Genomic DNA, 22848 nt, shown 5'->3' on the forward strand with positions numbered 1-22848 from the left:
AGGAGAAAATGGTCGCCGCCCTATATATACGGGGACAGGGGCTGTTTCCCATCCGTTTAAAAGGAATAGGGCGGTCACCAAAAATTCATCCCAAAGTTTGTGACGCTAATCACAACTGGCCCTACTTTGCTTGACGGACCCCTTTTCAATCCTCATTAATTCGGCTGACCGGCTAATTATCCCGGTCTTTCGCGTTTATTATCAATCTATTGTGCAGCCTTCCTAGAGCTGCCAGGAGTCAATATGAAAAAGGCAATTTTGGGTACGACAGCGCTTGTCGCCGTTGGTGCATTGGCCGCTGCTCCCGCCTCCGCTGCTGAAAAAATTCAGCTTGGAGTAGGTGGTTACATGCAGTCCACATACTTCTATCAGGACAGCGACGAGCCAGCGGGCACGCCATCTCGCATTTCCGACCGGGTAACGCAGGAAGGCGAAATTTGGTTCACGGGTGAAACCACCCTGGATAATGGCATAAAATTTGGCGTCAACGTTCAGCTCGAAGCCTATCAGGCGACTGACCAGATCGACGAAACCTACATCTACGTTGAAGGTTCCTTTGGCCGTGTTCTTCTCGGTTCTGAAAACAGCGCATCTTACCTGATGCATTTCACCAGCCCGTCACCTGTTCCGATGTACTCTGCGGACTCAAACAATATCGCCCCGACGGGACAGGCCAACACGACATATAACAATATGTTCTCTGACGCGGACAAAATCACATATTTCTCTCCACGTTTCGCAGGGTTCCAGTTCGGTGCGTCCTATGTTCCTGACGGAAATTCCGAAACTGGTCAGGCATCCGTTTATGCAGCGCCTGCCTATGAATCCGGGCTTGATCGCGGTTACTCTGTTGCTGTCAACTATGTCAATAAGTTCGGTGGCGTAGATTTGGGCGTTTCTGCAGGTTATGAAGAGGCTGAAGTCGGGGGCGCATCAGAAGATCAGTCAGCATACAGCTTTGGTACGTCTGTTGGATTCGCCGGCTTTACGGTCGGTGCCGGTTACGCGGTTGATAAAGATCTCGCCGGTGTTTCCGACAGCGACAGAAAAGCCTGGTCAGCCGGTGTTAAATACGGCATGGGCCCATGGGCGGTTGGTGTACAATACTCCAAAACGACCGATGAACCTGCTGCCGGTGCGGATATTGACGCGACGACATGGGTGATCGGTGGCCAGTATGTGCTTGGTCCGGGAATCACTGCGTTCGGTGGTGTTGAAATCGACGACAACGACCTGACAGCAAGCTCGGCAACCCGTATGGCCGGAAAAACCAATACATTCTTTGTGGGTACAGCAGTCAACTTCTAAGCTCCCAAAGTTTGAACAGTGTGAAAAGAGGGCAGATTTTCTGTCCTCTTTTTTGCTTACCCAAGATTCTGGTGGAAAAGAAAATCAGGGGCATTGTGCCCTTTCGGGCCGTTTGACGCTGAAAACAGGGTGTCTGAAAGGTCACAAAGGCCATGTCCGAGTTCAGGTGTTAAAAACACTGCTATATAATGGCCTTATATCTTTTTCCTGATCCAGCATCGCTGATACATGTCGCGAACCATGGCCAAAATGTGACTTTTTAAACACAGTTTGGCAAATTTGGCAAAAACGCCATCGCCTTGCGCTTGACCAGATAGCCATTAACCTTCTTTACTCCCTCTTGACTAACAGGGTCGTTAGGCCTTGCGTCTGTATTTTAATCTTAGTTCTCTGGCTTTCTAAGCAGAGGGGAGACAAAATGAAAAAAGCAATCTTGGGTACAACAGCGCTTGTTGCCGTTGGCGCACTCGCTGCAGCACCGGCATCCGCTGCTGAAAAAATCGCCTTGGGTGTTGGCGGCTACATGCAGTCCACCTATTTCTATCAGAATTCTGATGAGCCTGCTGGCACACCATCTCGTATTTCTGACCGTGTAACGCAGGAAGGTGAAATCTTCTTCACCGGTTCAACAACTTTGGACAATGGTCTTAAAGTTGGCGTCAACGTTCAGCTCGAAGCTTATCAGGCAACTGACCAGATCGACGAAACATACATCTTCATCGAAGGTTCTTTCGGTCGCGTTCTGCTCGGTTCTGAAGACTCCGCTGCATACCTGATGCATTACACGAGCCCATCACCGGTTCCAATGTACTCAGCTGACTCAGCCAACATCTATCCTACAGGCCAAGGCAACACAACTCGCCCGAACCTGTTCTCTGACACAGACAAAGTCACCTATTTCTCACCACGTTTCGCTGGCTTCCAGTTGGGTGCATCTTATGTTCCAGATGGAACATCTGAATCCGGACAGCATTCTCAGTATGCAGCTCCTCAGTACAAATCTGGTAACGACCGCGGTTACTCTGTTGCAGCCAACTATGTCAACAAATTCGGCATGTTCGACTTGGCAGTTTCTGCTGGTTACCAGTCTGTTGACGTGAACGGCGCATCTGAAGATTACAGCGAATATGCATTCGGTGCTTCTGTTGGTATCGCTGGCTTCACCGTTGGTGGTGGCTACGGTGTTGACAAAGACATCGCAGGCGTAAAAGACGATGACAGAAAAGCTTGGTCCGCTGGCGTAACTTACGGCATGGGTCCATGGTCCGTTGGTGTTCAGTACTCCAAAACAACTGATGAGCCTGCTGCAGGCGGTGACTCAGATGCGACGACTTGGATCGTCGGTGGTCAGTACACACTCGGCCCGGGAATCACCGCATTCGGTGGTGTCCAGTTCGACGACAACGACTTGGCAGCGTCTACAGCTAACCGTATGGCTGGCGACACTCAGACGTTCTTCGTTGGTACAGCTCTCTCCTTCTAATCTGAAGGAAGATCAAATTAGAGGAGGGCAGGTTTTCCTGCCCTCCTTTTTTATTGTCCGCAGTTGGCAGTTTGACTATTTTACTATCTAAGATCTTCTATTTCGGGAACAGTTATGGGCAATATAAACTGGTTGGCCTCTTATCCTAAGTCTGGAAATACCTGGACACGGCTTTTTTTGTATAACTTGTTATCTAACCCCGAAAAGCCATTAGATATAAACAGTCTTAGTAAGCGTTTCGTCGCAGATAGCAATAAAGCCTGGTACGAAAAGGCTGGTAATCAACCATATGATACATACTCAATCGGACAAGTTATCAATTTGCGACCCAAGGTTCATGAAATTTTATCGAATCTAAATTCCGGGCCAGTGTTTGTTAAAACACATTCAATTTACGGAACGCTTTACGGAGTTCCATTGATTACGCCAACATTCACTGCAAGGGCGATATACATCATTCGCAATCCTTTGGATGTTGTAATTTCGTTTTCTTCTCATTTCGGGTTAACGATTGATAAAGCTATCGAGGTAATTGGTGATCCAAATGCTGCCAATGAAGAAGTAAGCGGAAAGCCGCATATTCGCCAACATTATGGTTCTTGGTCGGGTCATGCGAATAGCTGGACTCATTTTGACCGGGATCGATTACATGTTATGCGCTATGAAGACATGTTGGAAAATCCCGAGGAAACTTTTCAAGGAATGGTAAAATTTTTAGAATTGGATGTTTCTGACGATAGATTGAAAAAAGCAATCGAGTTTTCTTCATTTGATGTCGCTCGCCGCCAAGAGGACGAATATGGATTTAGAGAACAATCGGGTAATGATAATAGGTTTTTTCGAAGTGGAAAGGCGGGACAGTGGAAGGAAATTCTCTCCGATAAACAAATTGAGAAAATCATCGAAACTCATAAAGTGACCATGAAATACTTCGGCTATTTAACGGAATTATAGTTGTACTGTAGAAAATCAGAAAGATAACTCATGAGCAGTATTATCTGGCTAGCCTCCTATCCGAAGTCGGGCAATACATGGACGCGGACTTTCATAAACAATCTGCTGCTTGATCCTGATGAACCGGTGGATATCAATGTGCTTTCGGACCTGACACCAGGGGATGCGCGGAAATCCTGGTATGAAAAGGCGGGTGGCATGCCCTATCATAGGCTTTCGATGGGCCAGGTGATCAGTTTGCGACCCAAGGTTCATCAGTTGATTGCCGATCTGCAGGAAGACAAGGTCTTTGTAAAGACCCACTCAATTTATGGGCAACTGCATGGGGTGCCGCAGATCACCATGGACTGCACCGCCGGGGCCATCTATGTCATTCGCAATCCGCTGGATGTGGTGATTTCGGTTTCCTCTCATTTTGGGTTACCGATCGACGGCGCCATCAAGCTGATGGGTGATACAAATGCCTTTCTGGATGAAGCGCCGATGCTTGGCAATATCCGGCAGTATTTCGGCTCCTGGTCGGGAAATGCCAATAGCTGGACCCATTTCGATCGGGAGAAAATGCATGTCATGCGCTATGAGGATATGCAGGATAAACCTGAAGAAACCTTTGGGGCGATGGTGAAATTTCTCAAACTTGACTTGCCGGAGGAGCGGATTGCGAAGGCGATTAAGTTTTCGTCCTTCGATGTTGCCCGCAAGCAGGAAGAAGAAAAAGGCTTTAAGGAGCAATCCGATAAGAACGAAAAATTCTTCCGCGTCGGCAAGGCCGGGCAATGGAAGGAGGTTCTTACCGATGCACAGGTTGACCAAATTACTGATATGCATCAGGTTACAATGAAATATTTTGGCTATCTTCCGAAATAGAACTTCAATTTTGTACTTAGAACCAGAAAGCTAACTTATGGGTGGAATCATCTGGCTGGCCTCTTATCCGAAGTCAGGAAATACCTGGGTGCGAACATTTTTGCATAACCTTCTGCTGAACGCAGATCGTCCGGCCGATATTAATGAGCTTACCAGGTTCACAATCGGGGACGGGGATAAGGTTTGGTACGAGCAGGTTACCGGAAAACCCTATAGCAACCTGTCGGATGAGGAGAGTGCGGCTCTGATCCCAAGGGTTCATCAGGCGTATGCCCGCACACGCCCCGATTCCGTTTTTGTCAAAACCCACAATTGGCTCGGTAAGAAGCATGGGGTTCCATTGGTAACACCCGAGTTTACTGCCGGGGCCATCTATATAGTCCGTAATCCGCTGGATGTGGTTATTTCCCTCTCGGATCATTATGGGATGGGAATTGATCAGGGCGTCGAAATGATGAATGATGATAAGGCCTATAGTGCGGAAACAGATCGCAAAGTGCCCGATTTCCTGAGTTCCTGGTCAAATCATGTCACCTCCTGGCAGTCGATAGACAAACAGGCCCGCCATATCCTGCGCTATGAGGATATGCTCTATAAACCGGAGAAGACGTTTGGTGCCCTGGCAAAATTTCTTGGTCTCAAGCCACCCCGGGAAAGGCTCAAGAAGGCTATAAAATTCTCGTCCTTTGAAACCTCCCGAAAACTGGAAGCGGAAAAAGGCTTTAATGAACGATCGGATAAGGCGGAGAAGTTCTTCCGGGTCGGCAAGGCCGGGCAGTGGAAAACAGTACTCAGCCCGGAACAGGTTGAGAAATTAGTCACCACGCATTACGATGTAATGAAGGAATACAAGTATCTTCCGCCCGGCTACAAATAGGATGTTAGGCAATTATTAACGATAAAGCGCAGTGTTTTACAAAAATGGGCGTTTTAATTTAGCTAGATTGCATAATTTGGGCGATTAAACAGGACAGTTCCAATGACAAGCGAAGCTTTGAAAAAAGAGGGTGAAATCGCTAGAAATTTTGACGATATCAAGAGCCGTATTGAAAAAGTTGCCGTAAAATGGGAACGGAGCGCCGCAGATGTCGACCTTATTGCCGTTAGTAAACGACAGCCCGTCGCGCTGATCCAGGCGGCGCTCACCCTCGGACATCGGCATTTTGGCGAGAACAGGGTGCAGGAAGCACAGGAAAAATGGCCCGCCCTTAAAGAGCAGTATTCAGACATAGAGTTGCATCTGATTGGTCCGTTACAGACCAACAAGGCCAAAGACGCCGTATTGCTTTTTGATATTATTCAGACGGTCGATCGACCGAAACTTGCCCGCGTTCTCGCCAAGGAGATGGCGGCGGCCGGCCGAGAAATACCCGTATATGTACAGGTCAATACCGGGAAGGAACCCCAGAAAGCCGGCGTATTTCCCGAAGATACGGATGGTTTTATCAAGGAGTGCCGGGACGACCTCGGCCTGAATGTGATTGGCCTGATGTGCATCCCGCCGGTTGAGGAACAGCCGGCACCGCATTTTGCCCTGCTTGCGAAAATCGCGGCGCGGAACGGGCTCTCCCGTCTCAGCATGGGGATGAGTGCGGACTTCGAGACGGCTGTCCAGTTTGGGGCAACTTCTGTTCGGGTCGGGACGGCCCTGTTCGGGACCCGCAGCGACCCCTAATCAGGATTGCGGGATATTGATGAAGCTTTCTTTGCCAATTGCGGCGAGAAGCTCAAGCAAGTCGCCTTTTTCAAGTGCAACGCACCCTTCCGTCGGGCTATATCCATCGCGAGCAACATGCATGAAGATGCAGCTTCCGGCGCTTGGGACGACCGGATCATCGTTATAGCCCAGCACAACCACAAGATCATATAGCTCATCCGTTCGCCAGAGTTGTTCGTGACTCGCATCAAAAGGTAGGCGGACATACTGGTTATACAGTGCGTGGTCTGGCGCATCGCACCAACCGTCGAGGGTTTCTATTTCCGTTATGGGCAGGGCGCATGGTGGTTGAGTCAGCCTGTCGGGACGAAAGTAAAGCTTCCGCAAGGGAAACCGTCCGGCGGGTGTCGCGTGATCGCCCTCGCGCTTGTGCGTGGTAATCCCGGCTTTGCCGAGTGCGCAGTCAAACGTCAGCGTTCCATAGCGAAGCTTCGCGCGGGTGCCGTCAATATCCGTGATTTCTATATCCATGGACGAAGTTTAGAGCGTCATGGCGCCAAAGTCATCCGGGAATAGACTTAAGGAGCAGGCCGCTCCATTGGCGCAATCGGTCGCACCACCGGGCTGGCGGCTGTCGCCATTGCGGCGGTTGTCTTCTGATAGGCGGCGCTGGCGGCCTTGGCTTCAACCGTCGGAATTTCAAGTGCGGACGGCGCCGTGCCAAAGCTCTTGAACACAGCATGAAGCTGTGCTTCCGTTAAATCCTGTGTATTCGCCTTTTCAAGTTGCTGGAGAAGGGCGGGTTTATCCCCTTTCCACTCCAGCCCGATCGGGGAAACGCCCGGCATCATTTCTTCTGCCAGGGCATCCGGCTGGGTCGGTGCGGGCGCCATCGGGCTTGCAAGCGGCGCAGTCACGATGGGCGGCATAGCCGCAGGTGCTTTTTCCAAGTCTACCGGAGCGGCCGCGGGTGTTGCCTCAATTGCGGACGGGGCCGCGGCGATCATTTCTTCCGGCGCTGCCTCTTCCCCCTCATCGGAGAACAGGCTGATCACATGCTTTCCGACATCCTTGCCGGTTACATCCTCGATCGTGGAATTGATGAATGACACTGCGAGCCCGATGGCGCCGCCATATATGGTGCCGCCGATGGTGCGCGCACCGGGGTTGATCTCGTCGCCGGTCAGTTCCCGGTAGAGAGAGGAAATGCCCGGAATATGCTGGAGCGGATTAATGATATCGAGGAAATCGTCAAAACCAAAGCCGTCTTCACCAAAACCATTGTCGGCTGGAATTTTGTCGCCATTCTCATCGACGCGTTCCTTCGGCACATACTGAGCAATGGGATCGCTCGGCAGGGCTCGGTCGAGATAGGCATATTGGTCATGAGTGACGGGGTTAATCGACATTTTAATCTCCTTGACCAGTGTAGGAGCAAGGAGCGTGCCAGAAACAAGCACTAAAATCGGGGGCAGAGCAGCCTAAAGGGGTAAATAGGCGGCAAAAATTGCCCTGCTGTCGCCTTTAAAGCTACAGATAATGCCCACTGCGTTTTTTCTTTGTGGCGAGATACAACTCGTTATGGGTGTTAGAGGGGAACTTATGGGAAACGCGCTCGGTTATCGCGATACCATGCCGTTCCAGCCCCTCTACCTTTTCCGGGTTATTGGTCATCAGCCGGATTTTCTGAAACCCAAGCAGTTTCAGCATTTCTGCGGCGGGTCGGAACACCCGCTCATCGGCGTCGAATCCGAGTCGTTCGTTGGCGTCAATCGTATCAAAGCCTTGCTGCTGCAGATTATAGGCGCGAAGCTTGTTAATCAGCCCGATGCCCCGTCCCTCCTGGGCGAGATAGAGGAGAACACCGCCCCCTTCCTCGGAGATCGCCTTCAGGGCGCCGCGAAGCTGTTCCCCGCAATCGCATTTGAGGGATCCGATCAGATCGCCGGTGAAACATTCCGAATGCAGTCGAGCCAGCAGGGGTTCCCGCCGGTTGGGGTCGCCAACGACTATCGCCATATGCTCGATCCCGCCATCTTTCGGCCGGAAAGCGTGAAACGTAGTGTTTTCCGCTGCCTGAAGAGGGACTTTCGCCGAGGCAACGGCTCTTAGCTGGAGGGCCGCGCTGTCCTCATAGGCGAGAATATCTTCAAGGCTGACAACCGATAGATCATGTTTACGAGAGATGGCTTCCACCTGATCCAGTTCAATCGAGGCAGCCACGACCGAGGGAAGCAACCGCCCAAGCTTGGCAATCTTGATTGCCGCCGGAATGGTGGGCGGTAACCCCTCCTTGATCCGGGTGAAGGGACCACGAAACGGTTGATCGAGATCATGGGTCGCATCGGCAAGCGCCCGCATTAACGGCGCATCCATCCATTCCTCGATCACCAGGCGGATGGCGTCATCGCCCGTCGGCTGGATATGCAGTACATTTGCGCGATGGGCTGTGAGCGCAAGGACAGGTTCCGCTCCGCTCCGCTCGGCAAGGGTCTTGAGCTCCGGATCGAACGCCATTTCCGTCGCGAGCACAATGGAAGCTTCCTTTTCGCCCGTTACGATCACACTTAAACCACGGCGCAAATCCGCGATGGCACGATCAACGGCGCGCAGGCGCCTGAGTTCTAGTTCGTTTTTATCGTTGTTACTCATATTGTTCTGGTTTCCGGTTTGCGATGTCGGAGATACTTCAAGACTATTAGCAGGCGGACGTTGACGGCTGCAAATGTTATAATATCACAATTGCGTCTGGGCCAGCATTTTTCGGCCGTTTCCTGTATGAAAATCCTATTCAATGTTCTGGCTCACTATCACGCGGCTTCACTTTAACGTGAAATACTATGGGGGTGTGTCCTACTTGCCCTTGAATACCTCCATATGATACCAATTTTTAAAGGGTGCGGCCCTGATAGAACGATTGGCCAGATAATAGCAGTGGGGAAAGAAGCGTATGACGGGCGGTAAGAAAATCCTTCTGGTCGATGACGACAACAGCCTTCGGGAAACCTTGGCGGAACAGTTAGACCTGCATGAAGAATTCGTCACCCAGCAGGCGGCAACTGCCTGTGAGGGACTGGAAAAGATCAAGAATTGTCATTTCGACCTGATCCTGCTGGATGTCGGCCTTCCGGATATGGATGGGCGGGAAGCTTGTAAACTGATCCGCAAGAATGGAACCAAGGCGCCGGTCATCATGCTGACGGCCCAGGATAGTGATAGTGACCAGATTCTAGGCCTTGAATCCGGGGCTAATGATTATGTCTCTAAACCGTTCCGCATTGGAGTGCTGCTCGCCCGTATTCGTGCGCAGCTGCGTCAGCATGAACAGAGCGAGGACGCGGTCTTCAAGATTGGCCCCTATAGTTTCCGCCCGGCGGGAAAGCTGATGGAGCATAATGAATCGGCACAAAAGGTTCGCCTGACCGAAAAGGAAACCGCCATTCTGAAGTATCTTTATCGGGCAGGAAAAAAGGTGGTCACCCGCGATATCCTGCTTAACGAGGTTTGGGGCTATAACGCCGGGGTGACGACCCATACATTGGAAACTCATATCTACCGCCTGCGCCAGAAAATCGAGATGGAACCCTCAGAGGCGAAGATCCTGATTACGGAGCCGGGCGGCTACCGTCTCGTTCCGTAAACCCCTCTATCCGTTCTCCTGGAGGACCTGCCCGGCGAGATAGAGGCTGCCGGTAATCAGAAGACGGCAGGGTTTTTCAGAAAGAGTGGGCTTTAAACACTCAATTGCCGCCATCAGGGACGGCATTTCTGTTACGTCGATCCCCGCGAAGCGCGCCAGCGCGGCCAACTCGGTTGCCGGTGTTGTTGCCGCTTCGCCGGGAATGGCAATGCAATGGCCTTTCTCGACCACGGGTGTCAGCTTCGAGAAAAATGTCTTCTGATCCTTTGTGTTCAGCATTCCAGCAACCAGATAGGTGGGTTTCGGATCCGTTTGGTTCCAGTGCGAGAAACTTTTTGCGATCTGGTCTGCTGCGGCGGGGTTATGTCCCCCGTCAAGCCAGATGTCCACATGTGCGGGCAGGTTATCGACAATCGGGCCTTTGGTCAGGCGTTGCATGCGCGCGGGCCATTCGACTTTTTGCAATCCTTCCACGATGGCCGCATCAGGTACATCAAAATCATCCAGCAGATCAAGGCAGGCAATGGCCGTTGCCGCATTGGCAATCTGGTGAACACCCTGCAACGCGGGATAGGGGAAACTGCGTGCGCCGGTCTTCCCGTCATAAACCCAGCCGCCCTTACCATCGTGGCAGAACCATTCCTCGTCATATATATAAGCGGGGGATCCCATCTTTTCTGCGGTTTCCCGGAGAACATTGAGCGCCACAGCGTCCTGCGGACCGATCACAACCGGCACATCCGGCTTTATTATTCCAGCTTTTTCACCGGCGATCCCGGCAAGATCGGTGCCCAGGAACTCTGCATGATCATGGGAAATTGGCGTGATGGCCGTAAGCGCGGGACGTGCCACCACGTTGGTGGCGTCAAAGCGCCCACCGAGGCCGGTCTCCAGTAACAGAATATCGCCGGGCGTATCTGCAAAGGCCTTGAGCGCGGCAATGGTGGTAATCTCGAAATAGGTGATGGGGATATCGCCGTTGGCCGCCTCACAGGCCAAAAGAAGGTCGCTTAATGCTTCTTCATTGATGATTTTCCCGGACAGGCGAATGCGCTCGGCGAAGCGCACCAGATGCGGCGAGGTATAAACATGAACGCGATAGCCCGCTGCCTCCAGCATGGCGCGAAGATAGGCGAGCAGGGAACCCTTGCCATTCGTGCCGGCAACATGAAGGACAGGAGGCAGGCGCCGCTCCGGATGACCGAGCTTTTCCAGCAGCGGCAGCATCCGATCAAGCGTGAGGTCGATGATCTTCGGGTGCAAGGTCATTAACCGCGCCAGAATCCGGTCACTGTTGGTTCCGGTCACGATGGGGTCAGCCTACTTTTTACGGGTGTTGGCGGTTTTTTCTTCTTTTACCGCCTTGGCATCAGAAGCATTATTCGCGCCTTTCTTGCCATTGGTTTTCGTTACCGCAGGCGGCAGTTTCAGTTTGGTGCCCAGCAGGTCGATGATCCGGCACAAGGTCTCCCGCATTTCCATGCGATGCACCACCATATCCAGCATGCCATGCTCCAGCAGGAATTCCGCGCGCTGGAATCCATCCGGGAGGGTTTCGCGGATCGTTTCCTCGATCACGCGGGGGCCGGCAAAGCAGATAAGCGCGCCGGGTTCTGCAATCTGGATATCACCCAACATGGCGTAGGAGGCCGTGACTCCACCTGTTGTCGGGTCCGTCAGGACGACGATGAAGGGCAGCCGATTTTCCTTAAGGCGCTGGATTGCGACCGTTGTGCGCGGCATCTGCATGAGGGAGAGTATGCCTTCCTGCATCCGGGCGCCACCGGCAGCCGAAAAGAGGATCAGCGGTGCCTTCTGGAGGATTGCAAGTTTTGACGCGGCGACGATTGCTTCACCCACCGCGAGGCCGAGCGACCCTCCCATAAATTCAAAATTTTGCACGGCGATGACAGCGGAATTGCCTTTCATCCTGCCATGGGCGACTTTCATTGCATCGGTATCGCCGGTTTTGTGGCGGGCATCCTTCAACCGTTCAGTATAGCGCTTGGAATCGCGGAATTTCAGGGGATCCACTGGCACTTCGGGAAGCTCGATAAGATCATATTTCGCGTCATCAAAAAGCGCCTCGAACCGGTCGCGAGGGGTGATGCGCAAATGATAATCACAATGGGTGCAGACATTCTGATTAGCTTGCAAGTCATTGTGGAATATCATCTGTCCGCAATCGGGGCATTTGACCCAGAGGTTGTCAGGTGTATCCTGTTTTGTCGTCAATTGCCGGAATTTCGGCAGGACCTTGTTCGTCAACCAATTCATAATTGCGTCCTGTTACGTCTTTTTTACGCTGCGGATGCCCGCTGAAATCTCGCGTGCCAGATCAAGCACCCGTTTTACTTTATCCTCATCGCTGTTGCCGAGAGCAACCTGCTCCACCAGAGCTGTTCCGACGACCGCCCCCTCGGCAATTTTCGCAATCTCTGCGGCCTGTGCCCCAGTTCGAAGCCCGAAGCCTACCGCAATCGGCAGGTCCGTCGTCTTGCGGATACGGGTGAGGGCGTTTGCCACATCGCGGGGGCTTGGCGCCGCGGCACCCGTTGTTCCGGCAATAGAGACATAATAGAGGAAGCCGGAAGAATTGGCGAGAACCTTTGGAAGTCGCGCTGCATCGGTGGTTGGTGTCGCCAGTCGGATGAAGTTAAGCCCCGCTTGGCGGGCGGGGAGGCACAACTCCTTATCCTCTTCGGACGGCAGATCCACCACAATCATCCCATCAACCCCGGCGGCTTTGGCATCGCGCAGAAAAGCGTCGACGCCGTGTGAGTAGATCGGATTGTAATAGCCCATCAGCACAATCGGTGTCTCGTCATCGGTTTGACGAAACGCCGCGACCAGCTCAAGTGTCTTTTTCAAGGTCATGCCAGCGCCGAGTGAACGAAGCCCCGCCTGCTGGATTGCCGGACCGTCAGCCATTGGGTCGGTGAAGGGCAGGCCGACCTCGATAATATCCGCACCTGCGTCGGGCAGGCCCTTTATGATTTCAAGCGCGGTCTCAAAATTCGGATCGCCAGCCATCACATAGGTGACAAAGGCGGCGCGCCCTTCGGCTTTCAGGGCCTTGAAACGGCGGTCAATACGGGTTTCGCTCACAACTCAACTCCCAACGCATCGGCAACGGTAAAAATGTCTTTATCGCCCCGCCCGGAGAGGTTGATGACGATAATATGATCCTTTGGCAAGTCCGGCGCGAGTTTTTCGAGATACGCGAGCGCATGGGCGCTTTCGAGTGCCGGGATAATACCTTCCAATTTGCAGCAGAGTTGGAATGCCTCAAGCGCTTCGGTATCCGTGGCGCTCACATATTTGACCCGCCCTACATCGCTGAGCCAGGAATGTTCCGGGCCAATTCCCGGGTAATCCAGCCCGGCTGAGATGGAATGAGCCTCCAGGATCTGGCCGTCATCATCCTGCAACAGATAGGTGCGGTTCCCATGCAGCACACCAGGCCGGCCACCGCTTATTGACGCGGCATGCTGGCCAGTCTCGATGCCGTGGCCTGCGGCCTCAACCCCGATAATATCGACAGTTTCGTCATCAAGGAACGGATGGAACAAGCCCATCGCGTTCGATCCACCGCCGATACAGGCGAGCAGCGTATCAGGCAGGCGTCCTTCCGCTTCCATCAACTGGCGGCGGGTTTCCTCGCCGATAACGCATTGGAAATCACGGACGAGCTGCGGGTAGGGGTGCGGTCCGGCAACCGTGCCAATAATATAGAAGGTATCTTCCACATTGGTGACCCAATCGCGCAGGGCTTCGTTCATGGCGTCCTTCAGGGTCCGTGCGCCCGATTTCACGGGGACCACCTTGGCGCCCAGCAATTTCATGCGGAACACATTCGGTTTTTGCCGCTCTATATCGGTTTCACCCATGTAAACAACACATTCAAGACCAAAACGGGCGGCAACAGTTGCGGTGGCGACCCCATGCTGACCTGCGCCGGTCTCGGCGATGATGCGCTTCTTGCCCATCTGGCGCGCGAGCAGGATTTGGCCCATGCAATTGTTGATCTTGTGCGCGCCAGTGTGGTTGAGGTCTTCACGCTTGAGGTATATTTTCGCGCCGCCGTAATGCTCGGTCAGCCGTTCGGCAAAATAAAGCGGGGATTCACGGCCGACATAATGCTTGAGTAGACCGGAAAGTTCCTTCGCGAATTCGGGGTCATTTTTTGACTCCTCATAAGCGGCATCCAGCTCCAGAATAAGCGGCATCAATGTTTCGGCAACGAATTGCCCACCGAAAATACCGAAATGGCCGGTTTCGTCCGGTCCGGTGCTATAGCTGTTCAGTTTCGCCATATTCTTAATTGCCTCAAACTTCCAATATCATGCGTCAATCGCGGCAACCGCCGCGAGAAAGGTTTCAATCGCCGCCGGGTTCTTCCTGCCCGGTTCAAACTCGACCCCCGAAGAGGTATCGACCAGTGTCGCCCCGGAGATCCGGACAGCCTCAGCGATATTCGTTGAATTCAAGCCTCCTGCCAGCATCCAGGGGCTGGATACATTCGCGCCCGCCAGCAATTCCCAGTCGAAAGCCAGACCATTTCCGCCGGGCAGGGCATTTTCCATGCTTTTAGGCTCTTTTGCATCAAACAGCAACATATCGGCAATCTCGTCATAACGGGCGATCTCGTCAAGGGACGACGCGCTATCGACCTTAATTGCCTTGATCACCGGCAGGCTGTAGGTTTCCTTTATCTCGCGTACCCGCTCCGGGCTCTCAGAACCATGAAGCTGTATCCAGTCCAATGGTACGTTGGTGAGGACGCTGCGGATCAGTTTTTCATCGGGGTCAACAAACAGGCCCACTTTCTTGATATGGGGCGGCACCTTTGCCGCGAGTGTTGCGGCGACAAAGGGTGACACATTGCGCGGGCTCGGCGGATAAAAAACAAACCCGACAAAGGCCGCGCCATGCAGAATGGCGGCGTCAACACCGGCGGAGTCACTGAGACCGCAGATTTTTGCATGTACGGGCATTTTAAGCGGCAATACCCCCGACGATAGCGCTGGCAGCGGCGGCGGGATCGGGTGCGCCGGTGATGGGACGCCCGATGACGAGATAGCTTGCGCCGTCAGTCATGGCCTCCACCGGGGTTTTGACCCGCTTCTGATCCCCATGATCGCTGCCCAATGGACGAATGCCCGGCACGACCAGCTTGAAATCGGGGCCGCACAGGTTCCGAAGCGCCTGAATCTCGCGCGGGGAGCAAATGACGCCATCTGCGCCGTTCTTTTGTGCAAGTTCTGCCAGACGGAGAACCTGATCTTCTGCCGGGCTTTCCACGCCGACGGCTTTCAAATCCGCGTCATCCATGCTGGTCAGGACGGTCACACCGAGGATCAGCGGCCGTCCCTCGCCAAATTCCGCGGACGCATCGGCGGCTGCGCGGATCATCGCGGGCCCGCCGCTCGCATGAATGGTCAGCATGTTGGGTTTGATAAACTTCGCGGCGGCCCGGACACCGCCGGCGACTGTGTTCGGGATATCGTGAAATTTGAGATCGAGGAAGAGCGGAGTTGTCTCCCCTGCGACGGCCATGATCCCTTGTGGGCCGTGAGAGGTGAAAAATTCCTTGCCCAGCTTGATGCCGCCGGAAATCGGCGCGAGAGACTTGCCGAGCGCAATCGCAGCGTTGAGATCGGTCGTATCAATCGCGGTGAAAACGGCATTTTGCGGCGTCAGTCTCATGGCAGAGCCTCCTGTTCTCTGAGATATAAGCGAGATCTGCCGCGATAATAGAGGCTTTTGCTAAAATGAAAAGTGATAGCGGCGAATTTTGCTGTTATTACGCAGGAAATCCTAACGATTTGCTTGATAGGCGAGGATCGCAGCGGCAAGGTCCTCCAGCGCCGCACCGGTCGACTTGAAGAGGGTGATTTCCTTTTCCGAGGTGCGGCCCGGATGCTGCCCGCGGCAGAGATCAAAGAGGTCGGCCTGGATATCGCTTTCCTTGATCACACCGGACTTGAGAGGCTGAACGATATCGCCCGCTTCATGCAGACCGCCTTCGCGCGTATCAACAAAAAGCGTCGCGGTTTTTACGGCCGTATCGTCACTTTCGCGCATGGCGGGCGTAAAGGCGCCGACCAGATCAAGATGCGCGCCCGGTTTCAGCCAGTCGCCATAGATCAAGGGCTCCGTGGAGAGTGTCGCGCAGGAGATGATGTCCGCCTTCCTTGCAGCGGCTTCCAGATCCGTAACGGCGCTTGCCGAAAATCCTTCACGCGTCATGTCCTCAGCCAGCTTTATTGCTTTTTCCGGCCGATGATTCCAGATCGCAACGTTCTTTATCCCGCGGACAGCGGCATGGGCGCGGATCAGGCAAGGCGCCAAGGCGCCAGCCCCGACCATCAGCATCATAGATGCATCTTTTCGAGCAAGATAGGCAGCGCCAAGCGCGGAGGCAGCTGCTGTCCGGCGGGTTGTCAGCTCTCCCGCATCCATCAGGGCCAGCGCCCGGCCGTCATTTGCATCGAAAATTAGATAGGTTCCCTGAACGGAGGGGAGGTTTTTTTCCCCATTCTCTGGCATCACGGTGACCGTCTTGAGACCAAGAAATCCACCCGATTGCCAGGCAGGCATAATCAGGAGCGTGCCTTTACGTTCATTTTCCGGATCCAGCCCGTGATGGTGACGGAGTGGCTGGGTACAGCCGGAGACGAACATGTCGCGGAGTGCGTCAATCAGCGCCGGGTATTGAAGCGCATCCGCAATCTCGGAATTCTCGATAATTCGCATTGGGGCTATTGGCCTGTCTGGTGCTCTATTTGTTGTTTCCCGGTGATGGGCGGTGCCAGGGCGTCTGGTGTCGGGCCGCTGCTGTTGCGGGCTCTGGCTTCTTCAAGCTCGCGGGTAAGGGCCATGTTCTTGCCCTTAAGCGCTTCCACCTCGCGTTTGTGAACCCGGTTTTCATGGCGTGCAGTATGGCCGCGCAGCCAGGTCACGATGGAGCCGATGACAAGGCCGATAAATCCTGCTGCCAGCAACAGGACATAAAGCGGCAGGTCAAACGCGAAGGGAAGTGGATCTAGAGAGAAGGTCACACTGCCGCGATTGGCAATGCTCAACGCTGCAATCGCCAGAGCGATAACAAGAAACAGGATCCAGGATAAAAGTTTCAACATGGACGTCTTTCTGGGTCAGACAAAGGCTTCTGCCAGACTAATGGTATTTGGAGCCAAAGGCGAACCTTACTTAGCTCTCCGTATTCAGCCTGTCGCGCAGGTCTTTTCCACATTTAAAATAAGGAACATATTTTTTATCCACCTGCACAGCCTCTCCGGTGCGCGGATTACGGCCGACGCGGGCGGCACGCTCCTTGGTGGAAAATGCCCCGAAGCCCCGAAGCTCGACCCGGTCACCCCGTGCCAGAGCATCAGAAATTTCGTCAAATATCGTCGTTACAATTCGCTCCACATCGCGCTGGTACAGATGGGGATTATTTTCCGCAATGATCGCTATGAGTTCAGATTTTATCATTCGACACTCCCCGTCAGTGATATTTTCTATCTTTTATCGGTCTTATTCCCAATATTAATCAGGTTGCCAAAGGGAAAGCAGTCCGTCAAGTGTAAGTCTTTCTGATAAAACGCTTTTCCCCATCATTTCCCCTAAAAGCTGCGCAATTAGAGGTTTTGGCTCACTGTAATCGACGGTGCGGAGCGGCAGTCCATCGGGAATCTGGTGCGCCGATTCCAGCCAGCTTTGCGCTTCCGTCATGCCGCCGATCTCGTCAATCAGGCCGTTTTCGATTGCTTTAAGTCCGATTACGACACGTCCATCGGCAAGGGCGCGGACCTCGGCTTCCGCAAGCGGGCGCCGTGACGCCACAAGGGAAACGAACCAGTCATAAGTGGCCGTCACCATTTCCTGAAGGTTCTGGCGACCGGCTTCCGATATTGGCTTGAAGGGTGAGGGTTCACCTTTCAGGGCCCCAGAGGTGATCGCTGTCGCGGTGACGCCGACCTTTTTCATTAGTTCTGAAATCTCGGTCAGCTGCACGATTACGCCGATTGAGCCAATGATCGAGGATTCTCCCGCAAAGATACGGTCTCCGGCAAGGGCCGTCATATAACCGCCAGAGGCGCCGACGGTGCCGACAACCGTGACGACGGGTTTCGTCTCGGCCACCCTGCGCAGGGCCTTATAGAGCCGTTCGCTGCCATATGTGGAGCCGCCGGGGCTGTTGATATAGACAATCAACGCCTTCGCTGACGGATCAGTGATAATGCGGTCAATGGCCGCTTCCCGGCGGTCATTCTCGACAATGATTTCGGTGACATCGAGCCGGGCGATATGGTCTGCGACCTCGTCCTCGCTCATTTCATTGAAAATCCAGACGCCCAGGATAATCACCAGCAGGATTGCCAGCAGACGCCAAAAAGTCAGGCGCCGCTTTAGACGGCGCCTGACTTGGTAGTTTTCGCTATCGACAGACATGGTCGGCCTTTCGACTAACAAAACGACGATCGATAGCGATATTCAACATGGATGGATTACCCATCCGCCTTGTCATCGGTGTCCGCGCCGTCATCTTCGGAAGCCTTGCGCATGGCAGCCCCGAGGATATCGCCGAGAGACGCGCCGGCATCGGAAGAACCGTACTGTGCAACGGCTTCTTTTTCTTCCGCGACTTCGCGTGCCTTGATGGACAAGGTGACTTTACGGGTCTTGTTGTCGATGGTCATGATCTTGGCATCGAGCTTGTCGCCAACCGCAAAACGGTCTGGACGCTGTTCCGCGCGATCACGGCTCAGCTCACCCTTGCGGATAAAGCCAACAACACCTTCACTGACCTCAACGTCAAGGCCGGCATCCTGAATCTTGGAAACCGTACAGGTAACGACGGCACCCTTCCTCATTTCAGCCGCGCCGGCGAACGGATCCTCGCTCAGCTGCTTGATGCCGAGGCTGACGCGTTCCTTCTCAACATCGATGTCGAGAACTTTCGCCTTTACAGTATCGCCCTTTTTATATTCCTGGATTGCCTGCTCACCTGGCTGTGTCCAGTCGATATCGGACATGTGAACCATGCCATCGACATCATTTTCAAGCCCGACAAACAGACCGAATTCGGTGATGTTCTTCACGACACCCTCGATCTCGGTACCAACTGGCGTTGTCTGGGCGAAGCTGTCCCATGGGTTATCCATGCACTGCTTCAGGCCAAGGCTGATGCGGCGGCGTGCCTGATCCACTTCCAGAACCATCACTTCCACTTCCTGGGAGGTGGAAACGATCTTGCCTGGATGCACGTTTTTCTTCGTCCAGCTCATTTCGGAGACATGGACGAGGCCTTCAACACCGGCTTCGAGTTCAACAAATGCACCGTAATCGGTGATGTTGGTAACGCGGCCCGTGAATTTGGCACTAACCGGGTATTTCGCTTCGAGAGCTTCCCAAGGATCTTCCTCAAGCTGCTTCATGCCGAGGCTGATGCGCTGGGTTTCCTTGTTCAGGCGGATAACCTGGACCTTGACGGTTTCGCCAATGGTGAGGGCTTCCGACGGATGGTTAACCCGGCGCCATGCGATATCGGTCACATGGAGCAGGCCATCGACACCACCCAGATCGACGAATGCGCCGTAATCGGTGATGTTCTTGACGACGCCTTCCAGCGTCTGGCCTTCTTCCAGCGTGCCGATCAGCTCGGAACGGGCTTCGGCGCGGCTTTCTTCCAGAACGGCGCGGCGGGAAACAACAATGTTGCCACGGCGGCGATCCATTTTCAGGATCTGGAAAGGCTGCGGAATACCACGGAGCGGACCAATGTCGCGGACCGGGCGAACGTCTACCTGGCTGCCGGGCAGGAAGGCCACAGCGCCGGAGAGATCGACCGTAAAGCCGCCCTTCACGCGACCGAAGATAATACCGTCGACGCGTTCGTTTTCGCCAAAGGCAACTTCGAGTTTTTCCCAAGCTTCTTCGCGGCGAGCCTTGTCACGAGACAGAACAGCTTCACCAGCGGAGTTTTCAATTCTTTCAAGGAAGACTTCGACCGTATCGCCGATCTTCAGGTCTGAGTCCTGACCTGGCGCGGCAAATTCCTTCAGCGGAATGCGGCCTTCGGACTTCAGTCCGACATCAATGATGGCAAGGTCGTTTTCAATATTAATGACGGTGCCCTTGATGACGGTGCCTTCAAGGCTGTCGCTGGCGCCATAGGATTCGTCCAGAAGTGCTGCAAAATCCTCAACAGCGGGCATGCCTTCTTCGGCAAGAGATGTATCTGACATATTTGATTTCCTTCAAGATCCAGATATCAGGCCAAACCGGTCTTCCGGCGGATCGATGGCCTCGGGCTTCTCCAAATCAAGATACGCACGCAAGAGAAGCACTGTTATTCATATGTTCCGGCGTGGTCGGAACGGTCAACTTATCATTCAGGCAGCGTCAATAATCTTGCACGCCGCAGTAACAGCCGCTTCTATATCCAATTTTGAGGTATCTAGCAAGTGCGCATCGTCTGCTTTTTTAAGCGGCGCGGTGCCCCGTTCCCGATCGCGTGCGTCGCGGACCTTCAAATCCTCCAGCACGGCTTCATATGTTGTATCCGTTCCCTTGGCGATCAACTCGTCAAAGCGGCGGCGCGCCCGTACCTCGGCGCTGGCAGTGACAAATAGCTTCACATCGGCGTCCGGGCAGACGACGGTACCAATGTCTCGACCGTCCAGAACCGCGCCTTTTGGCCGTTTCGCGAAATCCCGCTGATATTGTAATAGTGCCGCGCGCACCCCGTTATTGGCGGCAACAATTGAGGCGGCCTCCCCCGTTGCCTCCTCGCGAAGGGCGGGATCATCGAGCGCAATCTCGCCGACATTTTGCGCGGCCGCGATCGCGGCGGTGTCATCCAGCGGATTTTTACCATCGCGGAGGAGTTTCAGCCCGACCGCGCGGTAAAGTGCCCCGGTATCGAGATAGTCGAGGCCGTAATGACGAGCGATTCGCCGGGCGAGGGTGCCCTTGCCGGCAGCTACGGGACCATCAACCGCGATAATCATTCGGCCTGTTCCCGGGCCATCTTCGCACCGAGAGAGCCCATAAGATCAATAAACCCCGGAAAGCTCGTCTCCATTACCCGGCCATCATCAACGGTAACCGGATTATTCGCGGCCAGACCCAAAATAAGGAAAGACATGGCGATCCGGTGATCGAGATGGGTCACAACCCGCCCGCCACCCATGGGCGCACTGCCGTTTCCGTCGATGATCAGTCCGTCGTCCAGCTCTTCCAGCGTTACGCCGCAAGCTTTCAGCCCCACCGCCATAGCCGCGAGACGGTCCGATTCCTTGACCCTTAGTTCCTCCAGGCCGCGCATCACGGTCTTTCCCTTGGCGAAGGACGCGGCGACAAAAAGCACGGGAAACTCATCGATCATCGTCGGCGCACGTTCGGGCGGCACCTCGATTCCCTGAAGTGTGCTTGCCCGGATGCGAAGGTCGCCAACCCGTTCTCCGGCCTGTTCCCGCAAGTTCATAATCTCGATATTCGCGCCCATTTCCTTAAGCGTGATAAAGATCCCGTCCCTGAGAGGGTTAAGGCCGACATTGGTAATGGTGACATCGGAGCCCGGCAGGATGGACGCGGCCACCGCTATAAAGGCAGCAGAAGACGGATCACCCGGTACGATAATATCGGCGGGGGTCAGCTCCTGTTGTCCCTGATATTCAATGACGCGGCCACCGTCCTCCCGCGCACTCATTTTCACGGCGGCGCCAAAATGACGGAGCATGTTTTCCGTATGATCGCGAGTTGGTTTGGGCTCGGTAACGCGGGTGATGCCGGGGGTATCCAGGGCGGCCAGCAAAATCGCGGATTTCACCTGGGCGGATGCAACGGGCAGTTCATAGTCGATCGGCATCAGGTTCCGGCCGGTAACGCCAAGCGGGAATCGTCCGCCGGATCGGCTGGTAATAAGGGCGCCCATCTCCTCCAACGGGCGACCCACCCGCCCCATCGGGCGTTTGTGCAAGCTGGCATCGCCGGCGAAAAAAGTTGTAAATGGGCAACTCGCGACCAGACCCATTAACAAGCGCGCAGCCGTGCCCGAATTGCCCATATCGAGAACGTCATCAGGCTCGCGCAAGGCGCCGACCCCATTGCCGGTAACCTCCCAGCTTCCGTCTTTGTTCCGCGTAACCTGCGCGCCGAGTTGGCGCATGGCGGCAGCAGTTCGCAGCACATCCTCCCCTTCCAGCAGTCCCTTAACCGTTGTCGTTCCGGCTGCAAGGCTTCCAAAAATAAGGGCGCGATGGGAAATGGACTTGTCGCCGGGAACGGAAATCGTGCCGGTTAGAGCGCCTGCCGGTTGCGCAGTGACGGGGACGGGAAGTGAATTTTGAGAGGTCATGGATTTCTGGCTGGACTTGCCCTTGGGCTATTAAAAAACGAAAACTCCTGCCTCGGGGTTTTAGCAAGCTTTTTTGTTCATGTCACATAAAGCTGCGACCAAATGAAAGAAACTTTTGACACCGGTCCGTTATTCTGGCAATTCACCCCCTTCTATGGTGAGTTGGGGTTCTGAAATCCAAATTAGCGCCCCGGTAACAATGAGGTGACAATGGCAAAACCGGAATGGGGCGAAAAGCATCGTTGCAGTACTTGCGGCAAACCTTTTTACGATATGAAGAAAACGCCGATCATCTGCCCATCATGTGGGGCAGAAAATACGCCGGAGCGGTTGTTGAAGCCACGGCGGTCAGCGGCGGTAACGCCGTCGGAGGCGGAGAAAAAGGCAGCAGCAGCGAAAAAGAAAGCTGCGGAACTTCTGGAGAGTGATACCGACAAGGATGATGATATCGATGATGATCTCGTCGATCCGGATACGGTCGATCTCGCAGATGACGATGATGATGATGATGATCTTTCCGGTGTTGTCATCAAGCCGAAAAGCGACGACGAAAGCTGAATTCAGCGGGT

Annotated in this window: 24 protein-coding genes; 8 read left to right on the plus strand and 16 right to left on the minus strand. The window is 54.1% G+C overall.

The features are described 5' to 3' along the window. Positions 1-243: 243 nt before the first annotated feature. The 6 genes from GQE98_RS04075 (at position 244) to GQE98_RS04100 (ending at position 6287) form a co-directional block, all read left to right on the plus strand. Positions 244-1308, plus strand: a complete 1065-nt coding sequence (locus GQE98_RS04075) for a porin (protein ID WP_161314339.1) — start codon at positions 244-246, stop codon at positions 1306-1308. Between the two features lie 418 nt (positions 1309-1726). Beyond that, entirely contained in the window at positions 1727-2791 is a 1065-nt protein-coding gene (locus GQE98_RS04080; RefSeq protein ID WP_161314341.1) for a porin, read from the plus strand. Positions 2792-2905: 114 nt separating this feature from the next. Continuing rightward, positions 2906-3745 (plus strand): sulfotransferase domain-containing protein, encoded by an 840-nt coding sequence (locus tag GQE98_RS04085; protein ID WP_161314343.1) that lies wholly within the window; start codon positions 2906-2908, stop codon positions 3743-3745. Positions 3746-3775: 30 nt separating this feature from the next. After that, a complete protein-coding gene (locus GQE98_RS04090) occupies positions 3776-4612 on the plus strand; it encodes a sulfotransferase domain-containing protein (protein ID WP_161314345.1) in 837 nt (278 codons plus the stop codon). A gap of 37 nt (positions 4613-4649) precedes the next feature. Further along, a complete protein-coding gene (locus tag GQE98_RS04095; RefSeq protein ID WP_161314347.1) occupies positions 4650-5489 on the plus strand; it encodes a sulfotransferase domain-containing protein in 840 nt (279 codons plus the stop codon). A 102-nt stretch (positions 5490-5591) separates the two neighbouring features. Beyond that, the gene (locus GQE98_RS04100; RefSeq protein ID WP_161314349.1) at positions 5592-6287 is read left to right on the plus strand and encodes a YggS family pyridoxal phosphate-dependent enzyme; all 696 of its coding nucleotides are present in this window, start codon (positions 5592-5594) and stop codon (positions 6285-6287) included. Here the strand turns inward: GQE98_RS04100 and GQE98_RS04105 are convergent, their stop codons facing one another. The 3 genes from GQE98_RS04105 to ribA form a co-directional block, all read right to left on the minus strand. Continuing rightward, positions 6288-6800 carry a L,D-transpeptidase family protein gene (locus GQE98_RS04105; RefSeq protein WP_161314351.1) on the minus strand — a complete coding sequence of 171 codons (513 nt, stop codon included), beginning with the start codon at positions 6798-6800 and terminating at the stop codon, positions 6288-6290. Between the two features lie 47 nt (positions 6801-6847). Next, positions 6848-7678 (minus strand): hypothetical protein, encoded by an 831-nt coding sequence (locus GQE98_RS04110; protein ID WP_161314353.1) that lies wholly within the window; start codon positions 7676-7678, stop codon positions 6848-6850. Positions 7679-7799: 121 nt separating this feature from the next. Further along, the gene (gene ribA / locus GQE98_RS04115) at positions 7800-8921 is read right to left on the minus strand and encodes a GTP cyclohydrolase II (RefSeq protein WP_161314355.1); all 1122 of its coding nucleotides are present in this window, start codon (positions 8919-8921) and stop codon (positions 7800-7802) included. A 298-nt stretch (positions 8922-9219) separates the two neighbouring features. Between ribA and GQE98_RS04120 the strand changes: the two genes are divergently transcribed. Further along, entirely contained in the window at positions 9220-9909 is a 690-nt protein-coding gene (locus GQE98_RS04120; RefSeq protein ID WP_161314357.1) for a response regulator transcription factor, read from the plus strand. Positions 9910-9915: 6 nt separating this feature from the next. Here the strand turns inward: GQE98_RS04120 and GQE98_RS04125 are convergent, their stop codons facing one another. From GQE98_RS04125 to aroA, 13 genes are all read right to left on the minus strand, one after another. Next, entirely contained in the window at positions 9916-11217 is a 1302-nt protein-coding gene (locus GQE98_RS04125) for a Mur ligase family protein (protein ID WP_161314359.1), read from the minus strand. Between the two features lie 12 nt (positions 11218-11229). Next, positions 11230-12186, minus strand: a complete 957-nt coding sequence (gene accD, locus GQE98_RS04130) for an acetyl-CoA carboxylase, carboxyltransferase subunit beta (RefSeq protein WP_161314361.1) — start codon at positions 12184-12186, stop codon at positions 11230-11232. 12 nt (positions 12187-12198) lie between these two features. Further along, entirely contained in the window at positions 12199-13017 is an 819-nt protein-coding gene (gene trpA, locus GQE98_RS04135; RefSeq protein WP_161314363.1) for a tryptophan synthase subunit alpha, read from the minus strand. Then, complete coding sequence (gene trpB / locus GQE98_RS04140) at positions 13014-14225, minus strand: tryptophan synthase subunit beta (RefSeq protein ID WP_161314365.1); 1212 nt, start codon at positions 14223-14225, stop codon at positions 13014-13016. Before trpB ends, trpA begins: the two co-directional genes overlap by 4 nt. A gap of 27 nt (positions 14226-14252) precedes the next feature. After that, the gene (locus tag GQE98_RS04145) at positions 14253-14906 is read right to left on the minus strand and encodes a phosphoribosylanthranilate isomerase (protein ID WP_161314367.1); all 654 of its coding nucleotides are present in this window, start codon (positions 14904-14906) and stop codon (positions 14253-14255) included. Between the two features lies 1 nt (position 14907). Then, on the minus strand, positions 14908-15618 hold the full coding sequence (pyrF, locus tag GQE98_RS04150) for an orotidine-5'-phosphate decarboxylase (protein ID WP_161314368.1): 711 nt from the start codon (positions 15616-15618) through the stop codon (positions 14908-14910). 111 nt (positions 15619-15729) lie between these two features. After that, positions 15730-16668, minus strand: a complete 939-nt coding sequence (gene lhpI, locus GQE98_RS04155) for a bifunctional Delta(1)-pyrroline-2-carboxylate/Delta(1)-piperideine-2-carboxylate reductase (protein ID WP_161314369.1) — start codon at positions 16666-16668, stop codon at positions 15730-15732. 5 nt (positions 16669-16673) lie between these two features. Then, positions 16674-17054: a LapA family protein gene (locus GQE98_RS04160; protein WP_161314370.1), complete on the minus strand. Its 381-nt coding sequence runs from the start codon at positions 17052-17054 to the stop codon at positions 16674-16676. A 70-nt stretch (positions 17055-17124) separates the two neighbouring features. After that, positions 17125-17409, minus strand: a complete 285-nt coding sequence (gene ihfB, locus GQE98_RS04165; RefSeq protein ID WP_161314371.1) for an integration host factor subunit beta — start codon at positions 17407-17409, stop codon at positions 17125-17127. Between the two features lie 54 nt (positions 17410-17463). Then, a complete protein-coding gene (gene sppA / locus GQE98_RS04170; protein ID WP_161314372.1) occupies positions 17464-18369 on the minus strand; it encodes a signal peptide peptidase SppA in 906 nt (301 codons plus the stop codon). A gap of 56 nt (positions 18370-18425) precedes the next feature. Further along, on the minus strand, positions 18426-20165 hold the full coding sequence (gene rpsA / locus GQE98_RS04175; protein ID WP_161314373.1) for a 30S ribosomal protein S1: 1740 nt from the start codon (positions 20163-20165) through the stop codon (positions 18426-18428). 147 nt (positions 20166-20312) lie between these two features. Further along, entirely contained in the window at positions 20313-20930 is a 618-nt protein-coding gene (gene cmk / locus GQE98_RS04180; RefSeq protein ID WP_161314374.1) for a (d)CMP kinase, read from the minus strand. Then, complete coding sequence (gene aroA, locus GQE98_RS04185) at positions 20927-22279, minus strand: 3-phosphoshikimate 1-carboxyvinyltransferase (protein WP_161314375.1); 1353 nt, start codon at positions 22277-22279, stop codon at positions 20927-20929. The genes cmk and aroA overlap by 4 nt, the downstream gene beginning before the upstream one ends. Positions 22280-22489: 210 nt before the next feature. Between aroA and GQE98_RS04190 the strand changes: the two genes are divergently transcribed. Further along, positions 22490-22837: a TIGR02300 family protein gene (locus tag GQE98_RS04190; RefSeq protein WP_161314376.1), complete on the plus strand. Its 348-nt coding sequence runs from the start codon at positions 22490-22492 to the stop codon at positions 22835-22837. Positions 22838-22848 lie beyond the last annotated feature (11 nt).

Origin of the sequence: Sneathiella litorea, assembly GCF_009882915.1 — a bacterium.
Lineage (GTDB): Bacteria > Pseudomonadota > Alphaproteobacteria > Sneathiellales > Sneathiellaceae > Sneathiella > Sneathiella litorea.

Excerpts from the sequence above, each read along its gene's own strand:
- GQE98_RS04090 (WP_161314345.1), top strand. The coding sequence starts at position 3,776 with ATGAGCAGTATTATCTGGCTAGCCTCCTATCCGAAGTCGGGCAATACA.
- lhpI (WP_161314369.1), bottom strand. The coding sequence starts at position 16,668 with ATGCGAATTATCGAGAATTCCGAGATTGCGGATGCGCTTCAATACCCG.
- rpsA (WP_161314373.1), bottom strand. The coding sequence starts at position 20,165 with ATGTCAGATACATCTCTTGCCGAAGAAGGCATGCCCGCTGTTGAGGAT.
- GQE98_RS04120 (WP_161314357.1), top strand. The coding sequence starts at position 9,220 with ATGACGGGCGGTAAGAAAATCCTTCTGGTCGATGACGACAACAGCCTT.
- sppA (WP_161314372.1), bottom strand. The coding sequence starts at position 18,369 with ATGTCTGTCGATAGCGAAAACTACCAAGTCAGGCGCCGTCTAAAGCGG.
- ribA (WP_161314355.1), bottom strand. The coding sequence starts at position 8,921 with ATGAGTAACAACGATAAAAACGAACTAGAACTCAGGCGCCTGCGCGCC.
- GQE98_RS04145 (WP_161314367.1), bottom strand. The coding sequence starts at position 14,906 with ATGCCCGTACATGCAAAAATCTGCGGTCTCAGTGACTCCGCCGGTGTT.
- trpB (WP_161314365.1), bottom strand. The coding sequence starts at position 14,225 with ATGGCGAAACTGAACAGCTATAGCACCGGACCGGACGAAACCGGCCAT.
- GQE98_RS04075 (WP_161314339.1), top strand. The coding sequence starts at position 244 with ATGAAAAAGGCAATTTTGGGTACGACAGCGCTTGTCGCCGTTGGTGCA.
- ihfB (WP_161314371.1), bottom strand. The coding sequence starts at position 17,409 with ATGATAAAATCTGAACTCATAGCGATCATTGCGGAAAATAATCCCCAT.
- GQE98_RS04100 (WP_161314349.1), top strand. The coding sequence starts at position 5,592 with ATGACAAGCGAAGCTTTGAAAAAAGAGGGTGAAATCGCTAGAAATTTT.
- GQE98_RS04190 (WP_161314376.1), top strand. The coding sequence starts at position 22,490 with ATGGCAAAACCGGAATGGGGCGAAAAGCATCGTTGCAGTACTTGCGGC.
- GQE98_RS04095 (WP_161314347.1), top strand. The coding sequence starts at position 4,650 with ATGGGTGGAATCATCTGGCTGGCCTCTTATCCGAAGTCAGGAAATACC.
- GQE98_RS04110 (WP_161314353.1), bottom strand. The coding sequence starts at position 7,678 with ATGTCGATTAACCCCGTCACTCATGACCAATATGCCTATCTCGACCGA.
- accD (WP_161314361.1), bottom strand. The coding sequence starts at position 12,186 with ATGAATTGGTTGACGAACAAGGTCCTGCCGAAATTCCGGCAATTGACG.
- GQE98_RS04105 (WP_161314351.1), bottom strand. The coding sequence starts at position 6,800 with ATGGATATAGAAATCACGGATATTGACGGCACCCGCGCGAAGCTTCGC.
- aroA (WP_161314375.1), bottom strand. The coding sequence starts at position 22,279 with ATGACCTCTCAAAATTCACTTCCCGTCCCCGTCACTGCGCAACCGGCA.
- GQE98_RS04085 (WP_161314343.1), top strand. The coding sequence starts at position 2,906 with ATGGGCAATATAAACTGGTTGGCCTCTTATCCTAAGTCTGGAAATACC.
- GQE98_RS04160 (WP_161314370.1), bottom strand. The coding sequence starts at position 17,054 with ATGTTGAAACTTTTATCCTGGATCCTGTTTCTTGTTATCGCTCTGGCG.
- pyrF (WP_161314368.1), bottom strand. The coding sequence starts at position 15,618 with ATGAGACTGACGCCGCAAAATGCCGTTTTCACCGCGATTGATACGACC.
- cmk (WP_161314374.1), bottom strand. The coding sequence starts at position 20,930 with ATGATTATCGCGGTTGATGGTCCCGTAGCTGCCGGCAAGGGCACCCTC.
- GQE98_RS04080 (WP_161314341.1), top strand. The coding sequence starts at position 1,727 with ATGAAAAAAGCAATCTTGGGTACAACAGCGCTTGTTGCCGTTGGCGCA.